At 72.7% G+C, this 25,108-nt stretch carries 19 protein-coding genes; 12 read left to right on the top strand and 7 right to left on the bottom strand.

Annotation, left to right across the window (positions count from 1 at the left end; all coding sequences use genetic code 11):
- The 5 genes from ABT381_RS08805 to ABT381_RS08785 form a co-directional block, all read right to left on the bottom strand.
- The coding region (locus ABT381_RS08805; RefSeq protein ID WP_351589885.1) for an FAD-dependent monooxygenase at positions 1 to 1,643 on the bottom strand (1,643 nt) is incomplete at its 3' end.
- Between the two features lie 401 nt (positions 1,644 to 2,044).
- Positions 2,045 to 2,974 carry an amino acid ABC transporter permease gene (locus ABT381_RS08800; RefSeq protein WP_351589882.1) on the bottom strand — a complete coding sequence of 310 codons (930 nt, stop codon included), beginning with the start codon at positions 2,972 to 2,974 and terminating at the stop codon, positions 2,045 to 2,047.
- A gap of 73 nt (positions 2,975 to 3,047) precedes the next feature.
- On the bottom strand, positions 3,048 to 3,695 hold the full coding sequence (locus ABT381_RS08795; protein WP_351589879.1) for an amino acid ABC transporter permease: 648 nt from the start codon (positions 3,693 to 3,695) through the stop codon (positions 3,048 to 3,050).
- Between the two features lie 151 nt (positions 3,696 to 3,846).
- Positions 3,847 to 4,755, bottom strand: coding sequence for a glutamate ABC transporter substrate-binding protein (locus ABT381_RS08790; protein ID WP_351589877.1), 909 nt, complete (start codon positions 4,753 to 4,755; stop codon positions 3,847 to 3,849).
- Between the two features lie 55 nt (positions 4,756 to 4,810).
- Entirely contained in the window at positions 4,811 to 5,596 is a 786-nt protein-coding gene (locus ABT381_RS08785) for an amino acid ABC transporter ATP-binding protein (RefSeq protein WP_351589875.1), read from the bottom strand.
- A gap of 309 nt (positions 5,597 to 5,905) precedes the next feature.
- Between ABT381_RS08785 and ABT381_RS08780 the strand changes: the two genes are divergently transcribed.
- The 3 genes from ABT381_RS08780 to ABT381_RS08770 all read left to right on the top strand — a co-directional run bounded on the left by ABT381_RS08780 (position 5,906) and on the right by ABT381_RS08770 (position 10,618).
- Complete coding sequence (locus tag ABT381_RS08780; RefSeq protein ID WP_351589873.1) at positions 5,906 to 6,628, top strand: response regulator transcription factor; 723 nt, start codon at positions 5,906 to 5,908, stop codon at positions 6,626 to 6,628.
- Between the two features lie 15 nt (positions 6,629 to 6,643).
- Positions 6,644 to 8,074 (top strand): HAMP domain-containing sensor histidine kinase, encoded by a 1,431-nt coding sequence (locus ABT381_RS08775; RefSeq protein ID WP_351589870.1) that lies wholly within the window; start codon positions 6,644 to 6,646, stop codon positions 8,072 to 8,074.
- An 87-nt stretch (positions 8,075 to 8,161) separates the two neighbouring features.
- Positions 8,162 to 10,618: a DUF6185 family protein gene (locus tag ABT381_RS08770; RefSeq protein WP_351589867.1), complete on the top strand. Its 2,457-nt coding sequence runs from the start codon at positions 8,162 to 8,164 to the stop codon at positions 10,616 to 10,618.
- A gap of 12 nt (positions 10,619 to 10,630) precedes the next feature.
- Here the strand turns inward: ABT381_RS08770 and ABT381_RS08765 are convergent, their stop codons facing one another.
- Positions 10,631 to 11,626 carry a TAXI family TRAP transporter solute-binding subunit gene (locus ABT381_RS08765; RefSeq protein WP_351589864.1) on the bottom strand — a complete coding sequence of 332 codons (996 nt, stop codon included), beginning with the start codon at positions 11,624 to 11,626 and terminating at the stop codon, positions 10,631 to 10,633.
- A 135-nt stretch (positions 11,627 to 11,761) separates the two neighbouring features.
- Between ABT381_RS08765 and ABT381_RS08760 the strand changes: the two genes are divergently transcribed.
- The 4 genes from ABT381_RS08760 (at position 11,762) to ABT381_RS08745 (ending at position 17,455) form a co-directional block, all read left to right on the top strand.
- Complete coding sequence (locus tag ABT381_RS08760) at positions 11,762 to 12,220, top strand: MarR family winged helix-turn-helix transcriptional regulator (RefSeq protein ID WP_351589861.1); 459 nt, start codon at positions 11,762 to 11,764, stop codon at positions 12,218 to 12,220.
- A complete protein-coding gene (locus tag ABT381_RS08755; protein ID WP_351589858.1) occupies positions 12,217 to 15,060 on the top strand; it encodes an FUSC family protein in 2,844 nt (947 codons plus the stop codon). The genes ABT381_RS08760 and ABT381_RS08755 overlap by 4 nt, the downstream gene beginning before the upstream one ends.
- 93 nt (positions 15,061 to 15,153) lie before the next feature.
- Positions 15,154 to 16,641 (top strand): tRNA (N6-isopentenyl adenosine(37)-C2)-methylthiotransferase MiaB, encoded by a 1,488-nt coding sequence (gene miaB / locus ABT381_RS08750; RefSeq protein ID WP_351589855.1) that lies wholly within the window; start codon positions 15,154 to 15,156, stop codon positions 16,639 to 16,641.
- Between the two features lie 94 nt (positions 16,642 to 16,735).
- Entirely contained in the window at positions 16,736 to 17,455 is a 720-nt protein-coding gene (locus tag ABT381_RS08745) for a class III extradiol dioxygenase subunit B-like domain-containing protein (protein ID WP_351589852.1), read from the top strand.
- Between the two features lie 96 nt (positions 17,456 to 17,551).
- Here ABT381_RS08745 and ABT381_RS08740 read toward each other — a convergent pair whose 3' ends face one another.
- On the bottom strand, positions 17,552 to 17,839 hold the full coding sequence (locus ABT381_RS08740; RefSeq protein ID WP_351589849.1) for an antitoxin: 288 nt from the start codon (positions 17,837 to 17,839) through the stop codon (positions 17,552 to 17,554).
- Positions 17,840 to 18,011: 172 nt separating this feature from the next.
- Between ABT381_RS08740 and miaA the strand changes: the two genes are divergently transcribed.
- The 5 genes from miaA (at position 18,012) to ABT381_RS08715 (ending at position 24,938) form a co-directional block, all read left to right on the top strand.
- Positions 18,012 to 18,962, top strand: a complete 951-nt coding sequence (gene miaA / locus ABT381_RS08735; RefSeq protein WP_351589846.1) for a tRNA (adenosine(37)-N6)-dimethylallyltransferase MiaA — start codon at positions 18,012 to 18,014, stop codon at positions 18,960 to 18,962.
- A 179-nt stretch (positions 18,963 to 19,141) separates the two neighbouring features.
- Positions 19,142 to 19,732 carry a hypothetical protein gene (locus ABT381_RS08730; RefSeq protein WP_351589843.1) on the top strand — a complete coding sequence of 197 codons (591 nt, stop codon included), beginning with the start codon at positions 19,142 to 19,144 and terminating at the stop codon, positions 19,730 to 19,732.
- Positions 19,733 to 19,805: 73 nt separating this feature from the next.
- The gene (gene dapF / locus ABT381_RS08725) at positions 19,806 to 20,696 is read left to right on the top strand and encodes a diaminopimelate epimerase (protein WP_351589841.1); all 891 of its coding nucleotides are present in this window, start codon (positions 19,806 to 19,808) and stop codon (positions 20,694 to 20,696) included.
- A gap of 216 nt (positions 20,697 to 20,912) precedes the next feature.
- Positions 20,913 to 23,273 (top strand): RelA/SpoT family protein, encoded by a 2,361-nt coding sequence (locus ABT381_RS08720; RefSeq protein ID WP_351589838.1) that lies wholly within the window; start codon positions 20,913 to 20,915, stop codon positions 23,271 to 23,273.
- 117 nt (positions 23,274 to 23,390) lie between these two features.
- Complete coding sequence (locus ABT381_RS08715; RefSeq protein WP_351589835.1) at positions 23,391 to 24,938, top strand: M1 family metallopeptidase; 1,548 nt, start codon at positions 23,391 to 23,393, stop codon at positions 24,936 to 24,938.
- Positions 24,939 to 25,108 lie beyond the last annotated feature (170 nt).

The raw sequence follows: 25,108 nt of genomic DNA, 5'->3' as shown, positions 1-25,108 counted from the left end.
GACCGGTCGTACACCGGAGGCGCGCCCAGCGGCCCCCGCCCCAGGTGCCCGTCCGTCAGCAGCGACGTCCGCCCGCGCCCGGCCGCCGTGACCACACCCCGCAGCCGCCCCCGGGCCCCGCCGTCGCGCAGCAACGGCAATGCCTGGTCCGCGGCGCGCAGGCGGGCGGCGACGGCGTTCCTGCGCTCCGCCTGGTAGCTGTCCAGCAGCGTGTCCGAGGCGCCGTGGTGCCAGGCGAGCGCGAGCTTCCAGGCGAGGTTCTCGGCGTCCCGCAGCCCCTCGTCCAGGCCCTGTGTGCCCAGCGCGCCGAGCAGGTGCGCGGCGTCCCCGGCGAGGAACGCCCGCCCGGAGCGCCAGCGCCGCGCGAGCCGGTGGTGGACGGCGTGGACCCCGGTGTCGAGCAGTTCGTACGGAGGGACGAGCGAGCCGCCCCCGTGGCCGCCCCCACCGTCGTCCCGACGACCGCCCGGACCCGTCCCCTCGTCCGCTCCGGCACCGGCCTCGCCCACGAGGGCTCCGCCCGCGCCCACTCCTCCCGCGCCGGCTCCGCCCCTTTCGACCCGGCGGCCCGTATCCGTACCGGCCGCCCAGCCCCCCAGCGTGTCCCGGATGCGTGCCACGAGTGCGTCCGGGGTGACCAGGTCGCGGCCCGGCGGCAGCAGCCAGTCCAGCCGCCAGACGCCGTCCGGAAGGGGGCGGGCCGTCACCTCGCCGGCCGGCCCGCCGATGATCCCGGCCCGGCCCGCTCCGGCGGCGCCGCCGCGCGGGGGCGCGCGGTGCAGCAAGGCCTCGCCGGGCCAGGGGAGTTCGGTACGCAGGGCGGCGACGGCGTGCCGTTCGACGGCGGTACGGCCGGGGAAACGGATGTCCAGCAGCTTGCGTACGGTCGACCGCGGGCCGTCGCAGCCGATGACGTAACTCCCGCGCCACCATGTGCCATTGGGGCCACGAGTGTGGACGCCGACGCCGTCGCGGTCCTGGGTCAGCTCGTCGACGCGGCTGTCGGTGACGACCTGTACGAGCGGTTCGTGGTCGAGGACGGTGCGGAGGGCGCGGGCGAGGGCGTGTTGGGGCACGTGTATGGGCGACAGGAAGGCGTGCATGCCGTCGTCGTGCGCCGCGCCGGTCAGCGCGCGCGCCGTGAGCGGCCTTCCGTGAGCGGCCGACGGCCCCCCGCGAGAGCCCCGGTCCGGCCCTTCGCCCAGGCCGTCACCGGCACCGGCACCGGCACCGTCGGCAGCGTAGCCGTCTTCTCCGGCCCCTTCCGTCCGGGCAGCCCCTTCCGCCCTGACGACCCCTTCCGTCCAGGCAGCCTCCTCCGCCCTGACGGCCACGACCCCTGTGCCGGTGGCCGTCCCCGCCCCCGTCCCCGTCCCCGCGAATTCCGTCCGGTCCAGCAGCCGCCGGCGCTGCATCGTGCGCCAGGCCGTCCAGCGGGTGCCCTCGGCGCCCAGCGTCTCGGCGCAGCCCAGGCGGGCGAGGAAGGCGGCGGTGTCGGGGCGGAGCACGGCGGTACGGGCGAGCCGGACCTCTTCGCGGCCGTCGGTCTCGTCCAGTACGACGACGGGGATGCCGAGCCGGGCGAGGGCAACGGCGAGGGAGAGGCCGACCGGGCCGGCCCCGGCCACGATCACCGGGTCCACGACGCTCCCCGGAAGCGGAGGTTGTCGGGGGCGACAGCGGCACCGCGGCGGGCGGTCCGGCGCCCGGCAGGTGTTCTCGCGGGCCCGCCGGACGGCACCGGTGGTTCCGCCGCGAGGTCCGTCCGGCGTCTGGCGGCAGCGCGCACCGTGCGGCTCGAGCCGACCTGACCGGGGCTCAGCCGCAGGTTCTTACGGGACGTACGTGGACTGGCAGTTGAGGCCCGGTGCGCGATCACACAGCGTATGCAACCCAGTGCGGGCGTGCCCCGTCAAGTGACAGAGGCAGCGGCGCATCGGCCGCTGCCTCAACCATGTTCGTCCGTGCTTCGGTCGATCCCTGTCCAGGAAGGCTGCGAGGGATCGGTCCGGCGGGTGCGGGGATGCGTCCGCGTACGGCGTTGCTACTTGCCGGCCGGCCCGCTGGTGGTCGCCCCGTCGATGGCGTCCATGGCGTCGCCCGCGGCCAGCGGCTGGCCCGCCCCGGCGACCGCGATGCCCGTCTTGGCGCGGCGGCCGCGACGCTCGATCCAGTTGGCGAGCGCGGAGAGCAGCAGACACATCGCCACGTAGATCGCACCGCCGACGATGATCATCGGCACGTACGGGTTCTCGTCGTTGACGACCGTGTTGCCGGCCAGCTGCTGGATCGCGTACAGCAGCTCCTGGTAGGTGATGACATAGCCGAGAGAGGTGTCCTTGAGGGTCACCACGAGCTGGCTGATGATGGTCGGGAGCATCGCGCGGACTGCCTGCGGGATGAGAACCGACGTCATGACCTGCGTCTTGCTCATGCCGATCGCGTACGCGGCCTCGCTCTGTCCCTTGGGCACGGAGTTGATGCCCGCGCGCAGCACCTCCGCCTGGACGGAGCCGTTGTAGACGGTCAGGCCGATGACCAGCGCCCAGAACTGCGTTCCCTCACCGGTGAAGCCCAACTCGGTCTTGTAGCTGAGGAAGAGCACCCACAGCACGTAGATCGTGATCAGCAGCGGGACGGCACGGAACAGCTCGATGAAGCCCGTGGTCAGCCAGCGCACCGGCTTGTGGTCCGAGAGCCGGCCCACGGCCAGCAGGACGCCGAGGACCAGCGACAGCACCGCGGCCACCGCGAAGACCTGGAGCGTCGTCAGGACGCCGTCGCGGATCGTGGTGCGCACCCCGGCGTAATTGAAGATGTCCCACATCTCCGGTGCCAGCTGGCCTTTGGCGGCCAGCCGCATGATGGCGAACACGATGAGGGCGAGCACGGCGAGCGCGCCGACGACCGAGTAGACCCGGTTGCGTACGCGGGCCTTCGGACCAGGTGCGTCGTAGAGGACACTGCTGCTCATGCTTCCGCCTTGCTTCGCTCGGCCGTGCGCTCGGGCGACGGGCACTTCGTGAGGGTGTTCTCGCTGAGCGCGTTCATCGGGCCACCTCCAGGCGGCGCTCCAGCAGCCGGAAGAGGCCGCTGATGGTGAAGGTGATGATCAGGTAGGCCAGCGCGATCCACAGGAAGATCCAGCCGATGGCGAAGCCCTTGTCGCTCAGCAGCTTGGAGACGTTGAACAGCTCGGTGTTGCTGAAGGCGCCCGCGATCGCGGAGTTCTTGGTGAGCGCGATGAAGATGCTGCTCAGCGGCGGGATCACGGTGCGGGTGGCCTGCGGCAGGATGATCATGCGCAGGGTCTGGAAGAAGGTCATTCCGATGCTGCGGGCGCCCTCCGCCTGACCGAGCGGCACGGTGTTGATGCCGGATCGCACCGCCTCGCAGACGAACGAGGAGGTGTAGAAGCCGAGCGCGAGCGTGGCCAGCACGAACGGGCTCGTGCCGGGGAAGAAGATCTGCGGGACGATGAAGAACGCGACGAGGAACAGCAGTGTGAGCGGCGTGTTGCGCAGCAGCGTGACCCAGCCGGTGCCGAAGGCGCGCAGCGGCGGTACGGGGGAGACGCGGAAGCCGGCTATGAGGATGCCCAGGACAAGAGCGAGTGCCCCGCTGGCCGCGGTGAGCGCGAGGGTCCCCAGGAAGCCTTCGCGGAACTGCGGGAGATGATCGAGGAGTACGTTCATGGGGTCTCCGCGGTGGCGGTGAGAAGGTGGCGGCGGACGGGCGCGGGACGCCGGCCCCGTACAGGGACGTTCACGAGGCAGCGCGCCCCGTACGCCCGCCGCGGCGGGCGTACGGGGCGCGGCCGGCTCGGGCCGGTGGTGAGCGGTGCGGTCAGTAGCGGGGCAGCGGCGTCTTCGGCGCCTTGTACGGCGAGCCGGACTTGCCCAGCGTGCCTTCGTACGCCTTCTGGTAGTCGCCGTTCTTGATGTGCGCCTCGATCGCGTCGGAGACCGCGTCGCGCAGCGCCTTGTCGTCCTTGTTCATGCCGACGCCGTAGGGCTCCTCGGTGAACGGCTTGCCCACGAGCTTCAGCTTGGTGGGACGCTCCGCGGCGTACCCCTTCAGGATCGCGTCGTCCGTGGTGACCGCGTCGACCTGCCCGTCCAGCAGCTGCTTGACGCAGAGGGAGTACTTGGAGAGCTCCGTGGTGTCGGCCCCGTACTTGGGCTTCTTGATCTCCTGGAGCGGCGTGGAGCCGACGATCGAGCAGACCTTCTTGCCCTTGACGGAGTCCGGCCCGGTGATCTTCTTCTCGTCCTTGCGCACCAGCAGGTCAGCGCCCGCGGTGTAGTACGGGCCCGCGAAGCCGACCTGCTTCTTGCGCTCGTCGTTGATCGTGTACGTGCCGACGTAGTAGTCGACCTGGCCCTTGGAGATCGAGGTCTCGCGGACGTTGGAGTCGACCGTCTTGAACTCGATCTGCTTGGCGGAGAAGCCGAGGTCGGCGGCGATCATCTTGGCGATCTCGATGTCGAAGCCCGTGCGCTTGCCGTTGGAGTCCTGGAAGCCCAGGAACGGCTGGTCCGCCTTGGCACCCACGATGATCTTGCCGCGCTGCTGGGCCTTCTTCAGCGTCGGGGAGTCGACCTTGACGTCCTTCGCGACCTTGTACGTCCCGCTGAAGACCTTCTCGCCCTTGGGCTTGTCGCCGGCCGTGCCGGACTCGCCGCCGCACGCCGTCGCCGTCGCGGCCAGCGCGAGCACCACAGTGGCCGCAGTGGCCGTCTTACGCATCCTCATGGTGAAGTTCCTTCGGTTCAGCGGGTGTGGGCAGTCATCGGGGGCCACTGCGGGCTCAGTGGTGCAGGATCTTGGAAAGGAAGTCCTTGGCGCGGTCGCTGCGCGGGTTGTCGAAGAACTGCGTCGGCTCGGCCTCTTCGACGATCCGGCCGTCCGCCATGAAGACGACGCGGTTCGCCGCCGAGCGCGCGAAACCCATCTCGTGCGTGACGACGACCATGGTCATGCCGTCCCGGGCGAGCTGCTGCATGACCTCCAGCACCTCGTTGATCATCTCCGGGTCCAGTGCCGAGGTGGGCTCGTCGAAGAGCATCACCTTCGGGTCCATCGCCAGCGCCCTGGCGATCGCCACGCGCTGCTGCTGGCCGCCGGAGAGCTGGGCCGGGTACTTGTCCGCCTGGGTGCCCACGCCGACCCGGTCCAGCAGCGCGCGGGCCTTCTGCTCGGCCGCCTTCTTGTCCGCCTTGCGGACCTTCAGCTGGCCCAGCGTCACGTTCTCCAGGACCGTCTTGTGCGCGAAGAGGTTGAAGGACTGGAAGACCATGCCGACGTCGGCCCGCAGCCGCGCCAGCTCCCGGCCCTCCTGGGGCAGCGGCTTGCCGTCGATGGTGATGCTTCCGGAGTCGACGGTCTCCAGGCGGTTGATCGTGCGGCACAGCGTCGACTTGCCGGACCCGGACGGGCCGATCACCACGACGACCTCGCCGCGCCTGATCGTCAGGTCGATGTCCTGGAGCACGTGCAGCGCGCCGAAATGCTTGTTGACCCCTGTCAGCACGACCAGCTCGTCCAACGCCGGGGCGGGGCCCCCGGGGTCCTTGGTCACCGATACTTCGCTCATCGGCGGGTAGCTCCGTCCTCCTCGGTTGAGAGGACAGTAGTGACGCACCGCGATCAGCGTCAGTACATCTGAGCGGAAATTGAGCATAACGATCCGGCTGCAAAGGGACACTCTGGGTGAACGGGGCGCGGGGTGCGTGGACGCGCCCGGCGACCGGTTTGCGGAGGGCAACGGTCCGTTCCGTACGGGCCGGTACCGGCTGGGTAACAGATGTCCGTACTGGACCGGCTGCCCCTTGACGGGTCCGCCGCCGATCGCGGTAGATGCCCTGATGGCCTGCGACGCGAGCCGGTGAGAGGGGGAGGGCCGATGCGGCTGCTGCTGGTGGAGGACGACAACCACGTCGCCGCGGCGCTGTCCGCGGTGCTCGCCAAGCACGGTTTTGAAGTGGTGCACGCCCGCAGCGGCGAGGAGGCGCTGCACGCGCTCGTACCGGACGCGGCGGAGCCGTTCGCGGTGGTACTGCTCGACCTGGGCCTGCCCGACCAGGACGGATTCGAGGTCTGCGGCCGGATACGGAAGCTCACGAGCACCCCGGTGATCATGGTGACCGCGCGCTCCGACGTCCGCTCGCGCATCCACGGCCTGAACCTCGGCGCCGACGACTACGTGGTCAAGCCGTACGACACCGGGGAGCTGCTGGCCCGTATCCACGCGGTCAGCCGGCGCAAAAACGTGCACGGCCCCGGGGAGCAGGCGGCCGAGGAGGCGGGCGGCGAGCACCTGCTGCGCATCGGTGCCGTCACGATCGAACTGGCCACCCGCCAGGTCTCGGTCAACGGGGGCGCGGTCCCGCTGACCCGTAAGGAGTTCGACCTGCTCGCCCTTCTTGCGCAGCGCCCCGGGGTGGTCTTCCGCAGGGAGCAGATCATCAGCGAGGTGTGGCGGACGAGCTGGGAGGGCACCGGGCGCACTCTGGAGGTGCACATCGCCTCGCTCCGTTCCAAGCTGCGGATGCCCGCGCTGATCGAGACGGTGCGCGGCGTCGGTTACCGGCTCGTGGCGCCCGCCCCCGCGCCCCCGGCCTCCTGACGGTCGTCCGGCACCGTGCGCACCCGCCTCCTCCCGCTCCTCATCGTCCTGCTGGCCGGTGTGCTGCTCGCGCTCGGCTTTCCGCTGGCCGGCAGCCAGGCGGCGGGTGAGCAGCAGCGGGTGGTGGTGGACCGGATCGACGACGCGGCGCGCTTCGCCTCACTGGCGCAGTTCGTCACCGCCCGGCCCGGCGTCGACGGCCGGGCCTCCGCCGAGGACGAACGGCTGAGCACGCTCCGTACGGAGCTCCAGCGGTACCACGATCTCTACGGCATCCGTGCCGGTGTCTTCTACCGCGATCGCACCCCCATGGCCGCCGCGCCCGCGCACTGGCGGGTACCGAGTACGGGGGAGGGGCGGCAGGCTTTCGACGAGGCGCTCGCCGGGCGGCGCAGCCACGACCCGCACCAGGCGTGGCCCTGGGACGACCGCCGGCTGCCGGTCGCCTCGCCGGTCATCCGGGACGGCGATGTCGTCGCGGTGGTCTTCACCGACTCGCCCACGGAGCAGCTGCGTTCGCGGATCCTGCACGGCTGGCTGTGGCTGGTGGCGGGGGAGGCGCTGGCCATGCTGGTCGCGGTCGGGGCCGCGTTCCGGCTCACGGGGTGGGTGCTGCTGCCCGTACGGACGCTGGACGCGGCCACCCACGACATCGCCACCGGGCGGATGAAGTCCCGGGTGGTCGCCGGTTCCGGGCCGCCGGAACTCCGCAGGCTGGCCCGGTCGTTCAACGAGATGGCGGACAACGTCGAGGACGTGCTGGAGCAGCAGCGCGCCTTCGTCGCCGACGCCTCCCACCAGCTCCGCAATCCGCTCTCCGCCCTCCTCCTCCGTATCGAACTGCTCGCGCTCGAACTCCCCGAGGGGAACGAGGAGATCGCCTCCGTTCGTACGGAGGGCAAGCGCCTGGCACGGGTCCTGGACGGCCTGCTGGACCTGGCGCTGGCCGAGCACGTCCCCGCCGACCTGCAGCTCACCGATGTCGCCGCGCTGGCTGCCGAGCGGGCCGACGCCTGGCGCCCGCTGGCCGACGACAAGGGCGTGACGCTGCGGTACGACGGGCACGGCGCGGTCACGGGCTGGGCGGACCCGGTGGCGCTCTCCAGCGCCCTGGACGCGGTCGTCGACAACGCCCTGAAGTTCACCCCGGCCGGCGAGGAGGTCACGGTCGCCGCGGCCCCCGAGGGCGAGCGGGTCCGGATCACCGTCGCCGACCACGGCCCCGGGCTCACGGACGAGGAACTGGAACGGATCGGCGACCGCTTCTGGCGCAGCGGCCGCCATCAGAACGTCTCCGGATCCGGCCTGGGCCTGTCCATCACCCGCGCCATGCTCGCCGCGGGCGGCGCGGAGATCGCCTACGCCCCGAACGCGCCACGCGGCCTGTGCGTCACCGTCACGGTCCCGCGCGACCGGCCGCACGAGGGAATGCCGCCGACGCCCTGATCTTGTCAGTGGTACCCGCGACAATGGTGGGGTTGCCGTGGAGTGGGGGACTTGATGGGCATCAAAGTGGCGGTTTTCTTAGCGTTGTTGTGTGCGGTTCTCCTCCCGGAGCCGGCGTACGCGGCGCCTAAGGATGGCTGCGCGGCCGGCTCGCTCACCAAGGCCGACGTCACGGCTTCCCTGCGGATGACGCACGGCGGCCGCGAACAGACCAGGGTGACCAGCCGGCTGACCGTGCGTGTCCCGCTGAGCTGGCCGCGCGCCCGCGACCTGCTGCTCAGCGAGGACAGCGACGCCTACCGCGCCGCGATGCGCTGTCTCCTGCGCCCCGGCGACGGGCGGCAGATCAACCAGGTGAACGAATGGCGGCCGCCGGACAGCCCCGAGGCCGTTCCGGTCAAGGACGGCGTGCGGGTCGTCTTCGACGCATACACCTGGATCGACGACCGGAGCAGCTTCGAGCCGGGGCCCTGGCGCATCGAGGTGGGGCACGCGCGCTGGCGCGTCCGCCTCGACCCGCCCGCTGCCCTGAAGAAGGCGCACTGGCGGCGGATCGAGGTGGACCCCGGCGAGCCGGGCGCCCTGCAGGTCTCGCCCCGCATCACCAAGGGAAAGGACAGCACGGCCCTCATATGGGAGCCGAGTGCGAAGAAGCCGGTGCCCGAGGTGTCCGTCCGGCTGGCTCCGGACTGGGTGCGCTCGTGGTCCGCGCAGGCCAACAAGCTGCCGTTCAGCAACCTGGACCGCTCCGGCTACCTCCTGCACGAGTTGCTCATCGCGGTGCTCGCCCTGTACTTGGCCCGGGCCGCGCGTCGGCACGCGCCACCGGCCGGGGACGAAGCCGCGGCGAGCCGCACGCTGCTGCAGTGGAGCGTGCTCGCGGCCGTGGTGGTCCTGGTCATCCATGGGGACGAGATCGTCTTCCAGACACTGCAGGAGTACCGCCCCGGTCTCGACTGGTTCAGCCTGCGGACCATGAGCGGGATGCTGACGTGCCTGGCGCTCGGCTGGCTGCTGCTGGCTTTCGGCCGGGTACCGGCGCCGTTCGTCCACGCCGCCGGCATCGCCGCGGCCGGCGCCCTGCCGTACGCGTTGGGTGTGTGGACGCCGGGCAGTTGGGAGGCACTGCTCCCCGCCGGGATCGCCGGCGGGGCCTGCGTGTTCACCGCAGTCCTCGGGGGCTTCGCGGCGGCCAGGAGGCTCGCGGCGGACGGCGGCCTGTACGTGCCGTCCCGGCCGCGCCCCAGGCTCCGCACCGTGGCCCCCTGGGCCGCCGTCACCGCCCTCGTGGCCGTCGGCTGCTATGTGTGGACCTCCGAGCGGCAGTGGCGCCGCACCTCGTGGCCGAGCGACCACAGCGATCCGCGATACGGGGTGCGGCACGCCGACTTCCTCGGCGACAACCTGGCGTGGTTCGCCGACTACGCCCAGGACTGGCTGTTCGGTTGGGCCCTGCTCCTCACCCTGATCGGCCTCCTCGGTGTGCTGCGTGCCCGCGCGCTGCGCTCCGGTGCCCCGGCGCGCGGTCCCGAAGGCGTGGAGTACCGGCTGGTGCTGCTGCTCTTCGCCGCCGGTGCTGGGCTCTTCCTGGGGGTCTTCGCCTACGACGCCGTGCTGTCACCGCTGTGGATCGCACTGAATGCCGTGGCCCTGCATCTGCTCCTGGAGGCGGGCCGCAGCCGTGCGGTGCTCTGTCAGCGCCTCGAAGCCTCGGGCACTCCGCTCGCGGAGGCCGTCACCGAAGCGGGGCGCACCCGTCTGATGGACGACTCCCGCAGGCACCGCGAGATACACGCCAAGCTGCGGCGGCTGGACCAGGGGCAGTCCGACGACGGAGCGCACACCAGACGCGGCTTCGAGCGCGACCTGAAGGGGCTGCACCGACTGCGTACACCGTCCGGGAAGACGGACCGGCTGCCCCCGAAGATCAGCGTGGTGGACGTCGCGCTGGCCTGGGGCCCGCGGGACACATGGTGGGCCAATGGCGTACGGACCGCCTCGTTCGCCGCCGTCCTGGGCATCCCGGCGAGCGGTTTCCTGGTGTGGGTCGACAGCGTGAGCGGCGAGGCCTGGACCAGGACGCTGTACTGGGGGTTCGGCCTGCCGAACCTGGTCGTGAGCGCTGTGTACTGGGAGGTGGTCTGGGGCTGTCTGGGATTTGCCCTCGGGACCCTCTGGCGGCTCCTGCCCGGCCGCCGGGGCCCGGCGAAGGCGCTGCCGATTGCGCTGGCCTACGCCTTGCCGGGCGGTGTGGACGCCGTGGGAAACCAGCTGCTCGACCAGGGGCAGGGAAATCTGGTGCTGTACCTCGTCTGCGCCCTGCTCGTGCTCACGCTCACCGGCGCCGCGGTGGACCTCGACACTTTCAAGGGCGAGCGGCGCTACTGGAACAGCCGCTACTCACTCCTGCTGTCCGTGTATCAAATGCGCTATTTCTCCATACAGGTGGCGTATGTGGTCGCGCAGATCGTCGCCCTGATCACCGTCTGGGAGTTCCTGTCGGACGGCGGGGGCGCGCCCTCGAAGGAGCTGGGCAAGCCTTGACCGGGCGGAGCCTTACGGCTTCGCCGAGACGTAGTACCGCCGGGCTCCTTCGTGCAGCGGCAGTGGGTCGGTGAAGACGGCGGTGCGCAGGTCGACCTTCTGGGCGTCGTGCACCTCGCGGCCGATGCGGTCGCGGCTGTCTATCACCGTCCGCGTCATGGCCCGGGTCAGGTCGGGGTCCTCGCGGTCGGTGGTCACCAGCAGGTTCGCCACCGCGATGGTCTTCACGGCCCGGTCGTCCTGCGCCTGCGGATACGCGTCCGCCGGCATCACCGCCGCCCGGTAGTAGCGGCTGGCCCTGCCCTGCGCGTGCAGCGGCTCGATCAGGTCGCCGAGTTGCACCAGCCGTACGGGGAAGCGGTCGGCCAGCCGCTTCACGGCCGTGGTGGGCAGCCCGCCGGACCAGAAGAACGCGTCGAGCTTTCCGCTCTCCAGCAGCCGCGGCATCGTGTCGATGCCGACCCGCTCCGCGTGGATGTCCCGGTCGAAGTCCAGCTTCGCCGCGCGCATCAGCCGGCGGGTGATCAGCTGTACTCCGGAGCCGTCGGCGCCGACCCCGACCCGCAGCCCCTTCAGGTCGCGCGTCGAGCGGACCTTGGAGCCCTTGGGGACGACCAGCTGCATGTAGTCGTCGTAGAGCCGCGCGCACGCGCGCAGCCCGGTCGCGCCCCGCCCGCCGGCGACCTGGTACGTGGCGACTGCGTCGGCCGCCGCGATGGTGAACTCGGCGCGCCCCGAGACGAGTTTGCGGATGTTGTCGACGGAGCCCTCGCTGCGGGACAGCGTGACGTCGAGATCCGGGAGGTCGTGCGCGAGGTCCTGCTTCAGCAGCTCCCCGTAGCGCGCGTACACCCCGGTGGGCACCCCCGTGGCCAGCGTCACCCGCCCGCCCGGTGCCTGCGGCCCGCCCGGCAGCAGGCACCACAGCAGCAGGCCGGCGACGGCCGCCGCCGCGACCGCCATCTGCAGCGCCCGGCGGCCGCCGGGCCGGGGAAGGCTGTGGACCATGGCCGGAATCCTGCCAGCCGCGGCCCCCGATAGGGAGGGGCCGACGGCGACCGTCCCTGGTGCGGTGCGCAGCACCCCGTGCCGTGCGGCAGCACCCCGTGACGCGGATGCATATCTCTGTTATATAATTGCTGTATGCATTCATCGTCGACGTCCGACGAACAGCGCATCGAGAACGCCGCTCGCGGGCTCCTCCGGGGCATCGGCAGGCTCTCCCAGGCACTTTTCCGGCTCGGTGAATTCGGCCTGCCGCGTACGCACGTCTCGCTCCTGGACGCCCTGGAGGGCGGCCCCCTGCGGGTCACCGGACTCGCCGCGCGCACCGGCATCGCGCAGCCCCGGGTCACCGTGGTCCTGCAGGAGCTGGAGGAGCGCGGACTCGTCCAGCGCGAGCGCAGCGCCCACGACCGGCGCTGCATCGAGACCTCGCTGACGCCCGCCGGCCGGGAGCTGCTGGAGCGCGCGCGGCAGCGGATGGCCGCGGCGCTCCTCGAAGGGCTGCGCTCGAACGTCGACGAACCGGAGCGCGCCGTGGGCGCCGCCCGGGATGCCGTAACGACCGTCCTGCATGCCATCGAACCGGAGGTCAGTTGACCACGCCAGCCACCGAAACCCCGGACATCACCGACGGCCGTACCGGCCGCGATCCGGCCCGCGACAGCGCCGTGGCACCCCGGCGCGTCGGCGGGCCGAGACGCTGGTGGGACTGGGTGCTCGCCGCCGACCCCGGACTCGGCCAGCTGCAGGCCGGGTGGCGGACGCTGGTCGCCATGATCACCGGGCTCGCGACCGGTTACGGGATGTCCGTGGCGCTCGGCCTGCCCGCCATGCTGGGCATGATGGCCGGCGGCATGATGGGCCTGATGAGCGCGTTCGCCATCGCCGAGAACACCTGGCAGCGGTTGACCAAGGCCATCGTGTGGATGCCGTTCCCGTTCTCCGCCGCGCTGCCGCTCGCCGCCTGGCTGCACCAGTACCGCGCGCTCGAACTCACCATCATGGTGGCCGCGCTCGCGGTGACGTTCTTCCTCGCCCGGTTCGGCACCCTCGCGCTGCTGGCCGGCATGCTGCTCTTCAACGCCTTCATGGTCGGCATGATGGCGAACGTCCCGCTGAACCTCTGCGGCGAGATGTTCCTCGTCGCCCTGGTCTCCGCCGTCGCCATCCTGCTCACCCGCCTCGCGCTGTGCTACCCGATGCCGCGCGAGGACCTGCTCCGTACGCAGCGTGCCTTCGTCGTCGAGGCCCGCCGGGTCGCCGACGCCGCCACCGACGCGCTGGACCCCGACGCCGACCACGAGGTCGCCGTCAAGCGGATGCGGCGCAGCCTGCGCCGTCTGAACGTCACGACCGTCACCATCGACGGCCGCCTCGCCCAGCCCGAGGTCGCCGCCGACCCCGACACCGCCGAGCTCCTCCACCGCCACCTGTTCGACGCCGAGCTGGCCCTGAAGGGCATCGGCCAGTGCGTCCAGCAGCTCACCCGCCTCCAGGCGCCGGCGCATCTCCGGGAGGCCATGGTCGTCGGCCTGGTCATCACCCGGGACACCCCGCTCGGCCGCGCCGACGCGCTGCGCCCCGCCGCCCAGCTCATCCAGCAGCAGGCCAACGCCGTACTGGAGGCCGCCGACGCGGGCTCCGAAGAGGCCGAGGCCGCCGCGCTGGCCCGCCGGGTCGGCCACCTCCTGGACACGCTCGCCGACTCCCTCGCCCACTGGCTCGACCTCGGCTGGAACGCGCCCAGCGCCCGCGCCAAGGTGCCCTTCCAGCCCACCGTCGCGCTGGAGCAGAACCGCCCGGCCGGTACCGGAGCGGTCGCCCGCCGGGTCATCGCCGCACAGAGCGAGAAGGGCTGGCGGCGGGTGGTCCCGTACCTGCGCGCCCCCGTGCACGCCGGGCTCGCCGCCGCCATCGTGTGCCCCATCACCGACGCCATCAACCCGCAGCGCTTCTACTGGGGCCTGGTCGGCGTGATGATCACGCTGTTCGGTACCAACACCACCCACGAGAGGCTGCGCAAGCTCGGCCACCGTATGGCGGGCACCATCGTCGGCGCCGTCGTCGGTGTCGTACTGCTTCGCCTGATCGGTCCCGGGCACATCTATTGGACGCTCGTCGTCATCGTGGCCGGACTGGCCATCGGCTCCTGGGGCATGCAGCGCCAGTACGCCTACTGGGTCGCCGGCCTGGTCACGGCCCTGGTCCAGCTCTACGGCCTGTCCACCCCGTACACGGGCATGGAGAAGCTGCTCAGCGAGCGCCTGCTCGACAACGGGCTCGGCATCGTCATCGCCACCGCCTGCGCCGCGCTGATCTTCCCGGTCTCCAGCCGCAAGATCGCCCAGGAGGCCGAGCGCGGCTACGTCTCCGCGCTGGAACACCTGCTGTCCCAGGTTGCCGAGCGCTGGCAGGACCCCGCCGCCCCGGTACGGCTGCGCGGCGCGGCCCGTGGTGTGGACGCGGCGCTGTACCAGGTGCGCGGCGTGGCCCGGCCGCTGGTCCGGATGCCGATGGGCGTCCGCGGCCGCGGCGCCGAGAACCGCCTCGCGCTGCTCACCGCCGCCACCGGACACGCCCGCTCCCTCGCCGCCGCCGCGGACATCGACATCGACCTCGCCCCGGAGCTGGGCCGGCGCGTCGAGCGGATCACCGCCACCTTCGTGGAGTCCCTGCACGCCCTCGACCGGCGCTTCGCCACGGGGGAGCCCAGCGGCACCTGGGTACGCGTCAGCCCGCTCATCCGGGAGCTGGAGGACGTGCTGCGCGCACCGGCCGGGCCCCGCGCCGACCGCCTCCACCTGGCGCTGCGGGAGCTGGCCGCGCTGGACGAGGCGCTGGCCGGTTACGCCGAGGACCGCGGCCTGACCGTCACGACCGCGTCCCCCGAGCCGGAGCCGGCCACCGAGTCCGCCTCGGCGACGAGGGCCGGCGCGGCCGCGCGGCACGCCGCCGCCACGCTGGTCCGCCGCACGCAGGCGGCCCTGGCCGCCTGGCTCGCGCACACCCGGCACGAGGGTGAGCCGGGCGCGAAGCAGGTCCCGGTGGCCACCGGCGCCACGGCGGGCGCAGCAGCCCCGCAGCAGCCCGCCAAGGCCGCTCAGGCGCCCGCTGCCGCGCCCCGCGGACGTACGGCGCCCTCCGGCGCCCGTACGGCCTCCTCGGCCGGCACGTGCACCGTCAGCGGTTCCCTGCACTGCCCGGAACACCCCGGCGGCTGCGAGGCGTGGATCACGGTCGTCAGCGACCGCGGCAAGCGCCGCGCGGGCGTCCGGGCGACCGGCGGCCGGTACCGCATCACGGGCCTGGAGCCCGGCGGCTACACCGTGATCGCCTCCGGCTCGGCGCACGCCCCGACAGCCCGCTTCGTGGCGGTGGACCCCTCCCGGGGCGACGTCCACCACGACATCGAGCTGAAGCCCGCCCCGCGCCCCTGACCCGCTGAACCCGCCCCCTGTCCGTCCGCCCCCTCCGGGATGCCCCCGGAGGGGGCGGACGGCCTTCGGGAACACGTACCCTGGTCGATTGAGATGAGTGCGAAGACATACGAGGTGCGCACCCACGGGTGCCAGATGAACGTCCATGACTCCGAGCGGCTGGCCGGCCTGCTGGAGGACGCCGGGTACGTGCCAGCGCCCGAGGGCGCCGACGGTGCGGACGTCGTCGTCTTCAACACCTGCGCGGTGCGCGAGAACGCCGACAACAAGCTCTACGGCAATCTCGGCCAGCTCGCCCCGAAGAAGACCGCGCGGCCCGGTATGCAGATCGCCGTCGGCGGCTGTCTGGCACAGAAGGACCGCGACACCATCGTCAAGAAGGCGCCCTGGGTGGACGTCGTCTTCGGTACGCACAACATCGGCAAGCTGCCGGTCCTCCTGGAGCGCGCCCGCGTCCAGGAAGAGGCCCAGGTCGAGATCGCCGAGTCGCTGGAGGCGTTCCCCTCCACGCTGCCCACCCGCCGCGAGAGCGCGTACGCGGCCTGGGTCTCCATCTCCGTCGGCTGCAACAACACCTGCACCTTCTGCATCGTCCCTGCGCTGCGCGGCAAGGAGAAGGACCGCCGGCCCGGCGACATCCTCGCCGAGATCGAGACCCTGGTCTCCGAGGGCGTCTCCGAGATCACCCTGCTCGGCCAGAACGTCAACGCCTACGGCTCCGACATCGGCGACCGTGAGGCGTTCTCCAAGCTGCTGCGCGCCTGCGGGAAGATCGAGGGCCTGGAGCGGGTCCGCTTCACCTCCCCGCACCCCCGCGACTTCACCGACGACGTGATCGCCGCCATGGCCGAGACGCCGAACGTCATGCCGCAGCTCCACATGCCGCTGCAGTCCGGCTCGGACACCGTCCTGAAGGCCATGCGCCGCTCCTACCGCCAGGAGCGCTTCCTCGGGATCATCGAGAAGGTCCGCGCGGCCATGCCGGACGCGGCCATCTCCACCGACATCATCGTGGGCTTCCCCGGCGAGACCGAGGAGGACTTCGAACAGACGCTGCACACCGTGCGCGAGTCCCGCTTCGCGCAGGCGTTCACCTTCCAGTACTCCAAGCGCCCCGGCACCCCGGCCGCGACCATGGAGGGACAGATCCCCAAGGAGGTCGTCCAGGCCCGCTACGAGCGGCTGGTCGCCCTCCAGGAGGAGATCTCCTGGGCGGAGAACAAGAAGCAGGTCGGCCGCACCGTCGAGGTCATGGTCGCCGAGGGCGAGGGCCGCAAGGACGGCGCCACGCACCGCCTCTCGGGGCGCGCGCCCGACAACCGCCTCGTGCACTTCACCAAGCCGGCCACCGAGGTGCGCCCCGGCGACATGGTGACGGTCGAGATCACGTACGCGGCCCCGCACCACCTGCTCGCCGAGGGCGAGGCCGTCGCGGTCCGCCGGACCCGCTCGGGCGACGCCTGGGAGCGCCGCAACGCCGCTCCGGCGCAGCCCGCCGGGGTCATGCTCGGCCTGCCGACGGTCGGAGCCCCCGCGCCCGCTCCGGCCGAGCCCGCGGGCGGCTGCTGCCCGACCTCCTGAGCGCCCCTCCCGGCCCCGTTCCCGCCCCGGCCACGTGTCCCGGGTACGGGGCCGCGGACGGACCCCCCACGGCGGCGGGGATACGCTGCGGAACATGCTCGTAGCTGCTGCTTTGTGTCCCTGTCCGCCGCTGCTCGTCCCCGAGGTCGCCGGCGGCGCCGCGTACGAACTGGACGGCCTGCGGGCCGCCTGTACGGACGCGGTCGGCGTGCTCGCGGCCGCGCGGGCCGACCGGCTGGTCGTCGTCGGCCCCGCCGAGCCCGAAGGCCGCGGGGCGTTCAAGGAGGGGGCCCCGGGATCCTTCGCCGGATTCGGCGTGGACCTCTCCGTACGACTCGGCGCACCGGACGGCGAAGGCGCCGCGGAGGGCAGGCGGCTGCCGCCCTCCTTGTCCATCGGAGCGTGGCTCCTGGAGCGCGCGGACTGGAGCGGCGTTCCCGTGACCGCCCTCGGGGTGGGCGAGCCGCTCGAACCGGAGAAGTGCCTGGGCGCCGGACGCCAGCTCGCGGCGTCGGCCGAGCGCGTGGCACTGCTGGTCATGGGCGACGGCAGCGCCTGCCGTACGGTCAAGGCGCCCGGCTACTACGACGAGCGCGCCGAGGCGTTCGACGCGGAGCTCGCCCGCATGCTGGGCGGCGCGGACGCCGCCGCACTCGGGGCGCTGGACGAGGAGCCCGCGCAGTCGCTCAAGGTCTCGGGCCGCGCCTGCTGGCAGGTCCTGGCCGGGGCCGCGGAAGGGGCCGGGCTGGGCGGCGAGCTGCTTCACGAGGAGGCGCCGTACGGGGTCGGGTACTTCGTGGCCGCCTGGTCCTGACCGGCCCGCCACGGGCCGCACAGCGCCGCACCTGCGGACGGCGATGGCCGGGGACCACTCGGATCCCCGGCCATCGGTCTGCGGGCCCCGGCCGCCTCACATCGGGTCGCCCGGCCGCCTCTCCTCGCCCGGCCCCTCGGCGGTCCCGCCGTCCGTGCCGCGGGTGTGCTTGCCCTGGTTCTCCGACATCCGGCGCAGCGCTTCCTTCGCCTTGGTCGTGCCGGTGCCGATCTGGCCGCTGTACTTGCCCTTCGTCCTGGAGTCGGCCGCCCTCCCGGCCTTGTCCAAGCCCTGATCGATCTTGTCCCCGTGCTGATGTGCGAGGTCACCGGCCTTGCCCTTGAGGAGGCCGGCCTTGGCCTTGAGATTGTCCAGCAGGCCCATGAGCCACCTTCCTTGGTCGGAGGACGCATGGTTCAAAAACGCCCATACCTGGGCTTTACCCTACTCTTGCGGGCCAAACCCCGCCTGTGTTCGCGCGGCGAGGGGTCCTTCTGAGAGCGGGCCGTACGGTGCCTCGTTCGAAACCGCCCGCGCGGTTTGACAGACTGGCGCGGTGAACAACGCAGTTCCCGCACCGCGGGTCATCGCCGTTGTCGGCCCCACCGCGGCCGGCAAGTCCGATCTGGGCGTCGCCCTCGCCCAGCGCTTCGGCGGCGAGGTCGTCAACGCCGACTCCATGCAGCTGTACCGGGGCATGGACATCGGTACCGCCAAGCTCGCCCAGGAGGAGCGGGGCGGCGTACCGCACCACCTCCTGGACATCTGGGACGTGACCCAGGCGGCGAGCGTCGCGGAGTACCAGCGGCTGGCCCGCGCCGAGATCGACCGGCTGCTCGACCGGGGGCGCACCGCCGTCCTGGTGGGCGGCTCCGGCCTCTACGTGCGCGGCGCGCTGGACAACCTGGAGTTCCCCGGGACCGACCCCGAGGTGCGCGCCCGGCTGGAGGCCGAGCTGGAGCAGGAGGGCAGCGGCGTGCTGCACGCCCGGCTGGCGGCCGCCGACCCCGAGGCGGCGCGCGCGATCCTGCCGAGCAACGGGCGCCGCATCGTCCGCGCCCTGGAGGTCATCGAGATCACCGGGCGCCCCTTCACGGCGAATCTGCCCGGCCCCGGTGACCAGCGCGAGGTCTACGCCGGCACCGTGCAGATCGGCGTCGACGTGGCCCGCCCCGAACTGGACGAGCGGATCACCGTACGAGTGGACCGCATGTGGGAGGCGGGGCTCGTGGCGGAGGTACGCGCGCTGGAGGCGCAGGGCCTGCGCGAAGGGCGTACGGCGTCCCGCGCGCTCGGGTACCAGCAGGTGCTGGCGTACCTCGCGGGGGAGTGCACCGAGGACGAGGCGCGGGCCGAGACCGTGCGCGCCACCAAGCGCTTCGCGCGCCGCCAGGACTCGTGGTTCCGGCGGGACCCTCGGGTCCACTGGCTCAGCGGTGCCGCCGAGGTCCGGGAGGAACTTCCGGAGCGCGCGCTGGCGTTGCTCGAACGACCGGTCACAGCCTGATCACGTCCTGGCATCGGGACGCTCCGGCCGTCATCGGGCCCCCTGAGGGCGTGTCATTATCGACCATCGACCGAGCCGTGGCGTCTGGAACTGGGAGGGCTTTGGCGATGGAGGCCCGCCCTCGCAGCAGAGCGCACCAGCCGGAAGCACCGCGTGAACAGCGCGCCGGAGGGGAACCGATGACCGGTCACGGGCCGGGCCGGACGCCGGCGCTCGACGACGCCGGACCGGCCGCCGGCACCGGACTGCCGCGCGGCGACAGGGCCGCCGCCGAGGACCGCCCCGCCGAGGACGCCCCGCTCCCGGACGAGGACCTCTTCCAGGACGACGACGGGCCGGCGGGCGACGCGGGCCTGGAGGACGCGACCGCGCTGGACGGTTCCGACGGGCCCGACGCGCAGCCGGAGGACGACCGGCCGGCCGAGGACGCCGCGTCCTTCCGGGAGCTGCGGCCGCCGCGCCGCCTCCGCCTGTGGCAGCTCGCCCCCATCGTGGGGCTGGCCGCCGTCGGCTCACTGATGTTCGCCTTTCCGCTGGCGTTCGAATTCGGCGGGGACGGCGGCGCCGTGTTCGCGATGCTCGGGCTGCTGCTGTGCTGCTGCGCGGCCGGCTGGGGCATGATGGCCGCCCGCCGGGTCGGCCACACCTGGCCGGGCCTGGCGGCCCGCGGTTCGGGCCGGCGCACGGACTGGCGGGTGGTGGCCGTGTACGTCGCGGTCGTCCTGGTGCTCGCGGCCCTCGCGATCTGGCGCGTGGCCCGGCTGCGCTGAGCGCCCCGCCCCGCCTCCGTACGCGGCGCGCCCGGATGCGGCCGCTGTCGGTGGTGCCCCGTACGATTCAAGGGTGAGCAACGAGCGCATCGCCTTCCTCAAGGGCCACGGCACCGAGAACGACTTCGTGATCGTCCCCGACCCGGACGGTCGGCTGGAGCTGCCCGCGTCGCTGGTCGCGCGGCTCTGCGACCGCCGGGCCGGCATCGGCGGCGACGGCGTGCTGCACGTCGTACGGTCCGCGGCGCATCCCGAGGCGCGCGCGATGGCCGACGAGGCCGAGTGGTTCATGGACTACCGCAACGGCGACGGCTCGGTCGCCGAGATGTGCGGCAACGGCGTCCGGGTGTTCGCGCGTTATCTGGAGCACGCCGGGCTGGTCGAGGCCGGCGACCTGGCCATCGCCACCCGGGCGGGCGTGCGCCGTGTGCACCTCGCCAAGGACGCCGCGGGCCCCGGGACGGGCGAGGTCACCGTCACCATGGGCCGCGCCGAGCTCCCCGAGGAGCAGGTCACGGTCACGGTCGGCGACCGCAGCTGGCCCGCGCTCAACGTGAACATGGGCAATCCGCACGCCGTCGCCTTCGTCGAGGACCTCGACCACGCCGGGGACCTGCTCAGCGCTCCGCCGTTCAGCCCCGCCGCCGTCTATCCGGACGGGGTCAACGTCGAGTTCGTCGCCGACCGCGGCCCGCGCCACGTCGCGATGCGGGTCCACGAGCGCGGCTCCGGCGAGACCCGCTCCTGCGGCACGGGCGCCTGCGCGGTCGCCGTCGCCGCCGCCCGCAGGGACGGCGACGACCCCGCGATCACGGGCAGCCCCGTCGCGTACACCGTCGACGTCCCCGGCGGCCGGCTCGTGATCACCGAGCTGCCGGACGGCACGGTCGAGATGACGGGCCCCGCGGTGATCGTCGCCGAGGGCACGATCGACCCCGCCTGGCTGGCCGCGGCCACCGCCTGAGACCGGCGTCCGGCCGGCTCGGCAGTCGTCCCGGAAAGCCTCTCGCAGGGTCACGGGGCACCGCTGAAGATTCGCTCGAATGGGTGATCCGTTTCACTCTGGGCGAGAGGCGGTGAGCGGTGCGTGATGGGCTCGGTAGCATCAAGCACCGGCCCGGACACCGCCGTCACCGCCTGATCGCGTCCGGCCGCCGGTCGATGCTGCCGGAGGTGCCCCATGAGCGCAGAGGCCACTGAACCCAGCGGTGCGCCCGCAGAGTTTCACCCGGCAGGGGTTCCGGCCCGCAAACGCGGCCGCCCCCGTCTGGAGCTGAGAGGCCTGCGCCGGTTCAGCCGCGCGGCGCTGCTGGGCCCCATGCCGCGCGACGGCCTGCCCGACGCCCTGGAGCACGTCGCCAAGGTCCACCGCGCCCACCACCCGGACGCCGACCTGGCGGTCCTCAGCAAGGCGTACGCGCTCGCCGAGTCCTCGCACCGGGGGCAGATGCGCAAGAGCGGCGAGCCGTACATCACGCACCCCCTCGCCGTGACGCTCATCCTCGCCGAACTGGGCGCGGAGACCACGTCGTTGACCGCCTCTCTGCTCCACGACACGGTCGAGGACACGGAGGTGACGCTCGATCAGGTGGGCGCGGAGTTCGGCGAGGAGGTGCGCTTCCTGGTCGACGGCGTCACCAAGCTGGAGAAGGTCGACTACGGTGCGGCGGCCGAGCCGGAGACCTTCCGCAAGATGCTGCTGGCCACGGGCAACGACGTCCGGGTGATGACGATCAAGCTCGCCGACCGGCTGCACAACATGCGCACCCTCGGTGTGATGCGCCCCGAGAAGCAGGCCAGGATCGCCAAGGTCACCCGCGACGTGCTGATCCCGCTCGCCGAACGCCTCGGTGTCCAGGCGCTCAAGACCGAGCTGGAGGACCTGGTCTTCGCGATCCTGCACCCGGAGGAGTACGCCGCCACCCGCACCCTCGTACGGCAGCACGCCGAGCGCCCCGACCCGCTCGCGGCCGTCGCCGAGCGGATGCGCGCCGTTCTGCACGACGCGGGTATCGACGCCGAAGTCCTCGTCCGGCCGCGGCACTTCGTCTCGGTGCACCGGGTGCGGATAGGGCGCGGCGAGCTGACCGGCGCGGATCTGGGGCGGCTGCTGGTGCTGGTCACCGAGGACGCGGACTGTTACGCCGTACTGGGCGAGCTGCACACGTGCTTCACGCCGGTCGTCTCGGAGTTCAAGGACTTCATCGCGGCGCCCAAGTTCAACCTGTACCAGTCGCTGCACACCGCCGTGACGAGCGAGCACGGCGAGATTGCCGAAACGCTTATCCGCACCCACCGGATGCACCGGGTGGCCGAGGCCGGGGTGATCGCGCTGGGCGACCCCCACGTCCCCGCCGAGGGCGGCCCGTACGGCCCGTCGGAGGCCGCTGAGGCGCCCGACGGGGAGCGGGTGGACCCCACCCGCCCCGGCTGGCTCTCACGGCTCCTGGAGTGGCAGCAGGTCGCTCCCGACCCGGACACGTTCTGGACCTCGCTCCGGGACGACCTGGCCGAGGACCGGGAGATCACGGTCTTCCGCGCGGACGGCGGCTTCGGCGGGGGAGCGGACACGGCGCGCGAGACGGCCGCGGATTCCTCGGGCGACCGCGGCGCGATCCGGCTGCAGGCGGGCGCGAGCTGCGTGGACGCCGCGTACGCACTCCATGGAGCCGGGGCGCACTGTTGCATCGGCGCGCGTGTGAACGGCCGCCTGGCGACCCTCTCGACGATCCTCCGCGACGGCGACAGCCTGCACCTGCTCATGGCCCCGGACTCCGCGGCGGGCCCCTCCCCGCAGTGGCTGGAGTACGCGCGCACGCCCGCTGCCCGCCTCGCCATCTCCCGCTGGCTCACCGCCCACCCGGGCGCGGAACGCGCGGAACGGGACGCCGGCACCGAGCTCCGCGAGACCGCGGAGGCCCCGGAGCGCGGCACCGAGAGCGACGCGGCCCAGGGCCCCGAGGAAACCACTGAAGAGCCCGGGGAGCAGAGCCCCGCCATCGAGGCGGGCAACGCCGACCCCGTGGACGCCGATGAGGCCCCCGGAGCGCGGCGCCCCCGCCCGCCCGTCCCCGCCGTCGCCGATCTCCCCGACGCGACGGTCCGGCTGGCCGGCTGCTGCACCCCCGTGCCGCCCGACAAGGTCACCGGCTTCGCCGTACGGGGCGGCATCGTGACCGTGCACCGCGCCCTGTGTCCGGCCGTGGCCCGGATGGCGGCGGCCGGGCGGGCGCCCGTAGGGGTGCACTGGCGGCGCTCGGCCGCCCCGGACCAGGGCTGCCGCGTCACGCTGCTCGCCGAGGCGTTCAGCAGGCCCCGGCTGCTGGCCGACCTCACCGAAGCCATCGCCGCGCAGGGCGCCGCCGTCGTCTCCGCCGACGTGGAGCCGCCCCGTGAGCAGCGAGTACGGCACACGTACACGCTGCACCTCCCGGACGCCGCCGAACTGCCCTCCCTGATGCGGGCGATGCGCCAGGTGCCGGGCGTCTTCGACGTCCTGCGCGCGGGCCGCAGCCGCCCGGTCGCGCCCGTCCACCTCTGAGGCGCGCGTCTCCGACGTCTTCGGCGACGCGCCCGGGAAGCGGCCGGAACCGCTCGTTCGGGTGCTGCCCTGCCGTGCCACCGTTCACGGGGGCGGCCGTGCTGGTAGCGGTAACGCATGCCCTTTACGTCCCGCCGTACCGCGTCCCCCACCCGCCAGGCGCCGGACCTGCCGCGCCCCCTCGCACCGCGCCGCCTCGTGGCCTGCCGCCGCGCCGTCCCGGCGGTGCTGGCCGTCGGCGCCCTCCTGGCGGCGGGCGCGCCGGAGCCCGGCCCCCAGGGGCTCGGCGACCGCCTCTACCCGCACCTCGGCAACCCCGGCTACGACGTCGGCGCGTACGACATCGCCCTGAAGTACTCCGGACGCAACGACGCCCCGCTGGACGCGGTCACCACGATCACAGCCCGGGCCACCGGCCACCTGGACCGCTTCAACCTCGACTTCGCCCGCGGCTCCGTGCGGTCCGTGCAGGTCAACGGCCTTCCCGCGCGGTACGCCACGCACGACGAGGACCTGGTGGTCACCCCGGTACGCGCCGTCGAACCGGGCCAGGACATGCGGATCGTCGTCCGGCACACCAGCAACCCCAAGGGCGGCAAGGACGGCGGCTGGGTCCGTACGGGCGACGGGCTGGCCATGGCCAACCAGGCGGACGCCGCGCACCGCGTTTTTCCCAGCAACGACCACCCCTCCGACAAGGCCGACTTCACCTTCCGGATCACCGCGCCCCGCGGCATCACCGCCGTCGCGAACGGCCTGCCCCTCGGGCGCAGCGCCCGCGGCCCGGCCACCACCTGGACGTACCGTTCGCTGCACCCGATGGCCACCGAGCTGGCCCAGGTCTCCCTGGGGAAGTCCGCCGTCGTCCGGCGCCAGGGCCCGCACGGGCTGCCCGTACGGGACGTCGTACCGGCCGCCGAGCGCAAGAAGCTGGAGCCCTGGCTCGCCAAGACGCCCGGGCAGATCGCCTGGCTGGAGCGCCGGGTGGGCCGCTATCCCTTCGAGACCTACGGGGTGCTGCTGGCCGACGCCTCGACCGGCTTCGAGCTGGAGACGCAGACGCTCTCCCTGTTCGAGAAGCACCTCTTCACCATGGACCGGCTGCCGTCCTGGTACGTGGAGTCACTGATGGTGCACGAGCTGACGCACCAGTGGTTCGGCGACAGCGTCAGCCCGCGCACCTGGTCTGACCTCTGGCTGAACGAATCGCACGCCACCTGGTACGAAGCGCTCTACGCGGACCGCGCGAGCAAGGGCAAGGCGTCCATGGAGGACCGCATGAAGCGCGCCTACCAGGAGTCCGACGAGTGGAGGGCGGCCGGCGGGCCCCCGGCGGCCCCCAAGCCGCCGGAGAAGGGCCAGAAGATCGGCATCTTCCGCCCGGTGGTCTACGACGGCAGCGCGCTCGTCCTGTATGCGCTGCGCGAGCGGATCGGCGCCGCCGACTTCGACCGCCTGGAGCGCGCCTGGTACGAGCAGCACCGTGACGGCGTCGCCGGCACCGCCGACTTCGTGGCGCTGGCCTCCCGCATCCACGGCCAGGACCTCTCCGGCTTCCTGCACGCCTGGCTGTACGACACCCGTACGCCGCCGATGCCCGGCCACCCGGACTGGCACGTCAAGAAGGAGCAGGCGAAGCCCGGCCCGAAAGGCCACGCATCCTGACCCCGGGCCCACCCCCGCCGCGCTCACCAGGGACAATGGCAGGGCACCAAAACTCGCGTGACGGGCGTCACCGGCCGTGCGACCATCGACGCACCGACGCCGGGACCGCCGGGAATCTCCCGGGGCGTCCGGACGTTGTCACGATCGAGAGTCCCTGGGCCCCGCAGTGG

The sequence above is a fragment of the Streptomyces sp. NPDC000151 genome (assembly GCF_040301705.1).
Taxonomy (GTDB): Bacteria; Actinomycetota; Actinomycetes; order Streptomycetales; family Streptomycetaceae; genus Streptomyces.
Note: the sequence above shows the minus strand (reverse complement) of the source record. Positions and strands in the feature narration are given on the sequence as shown.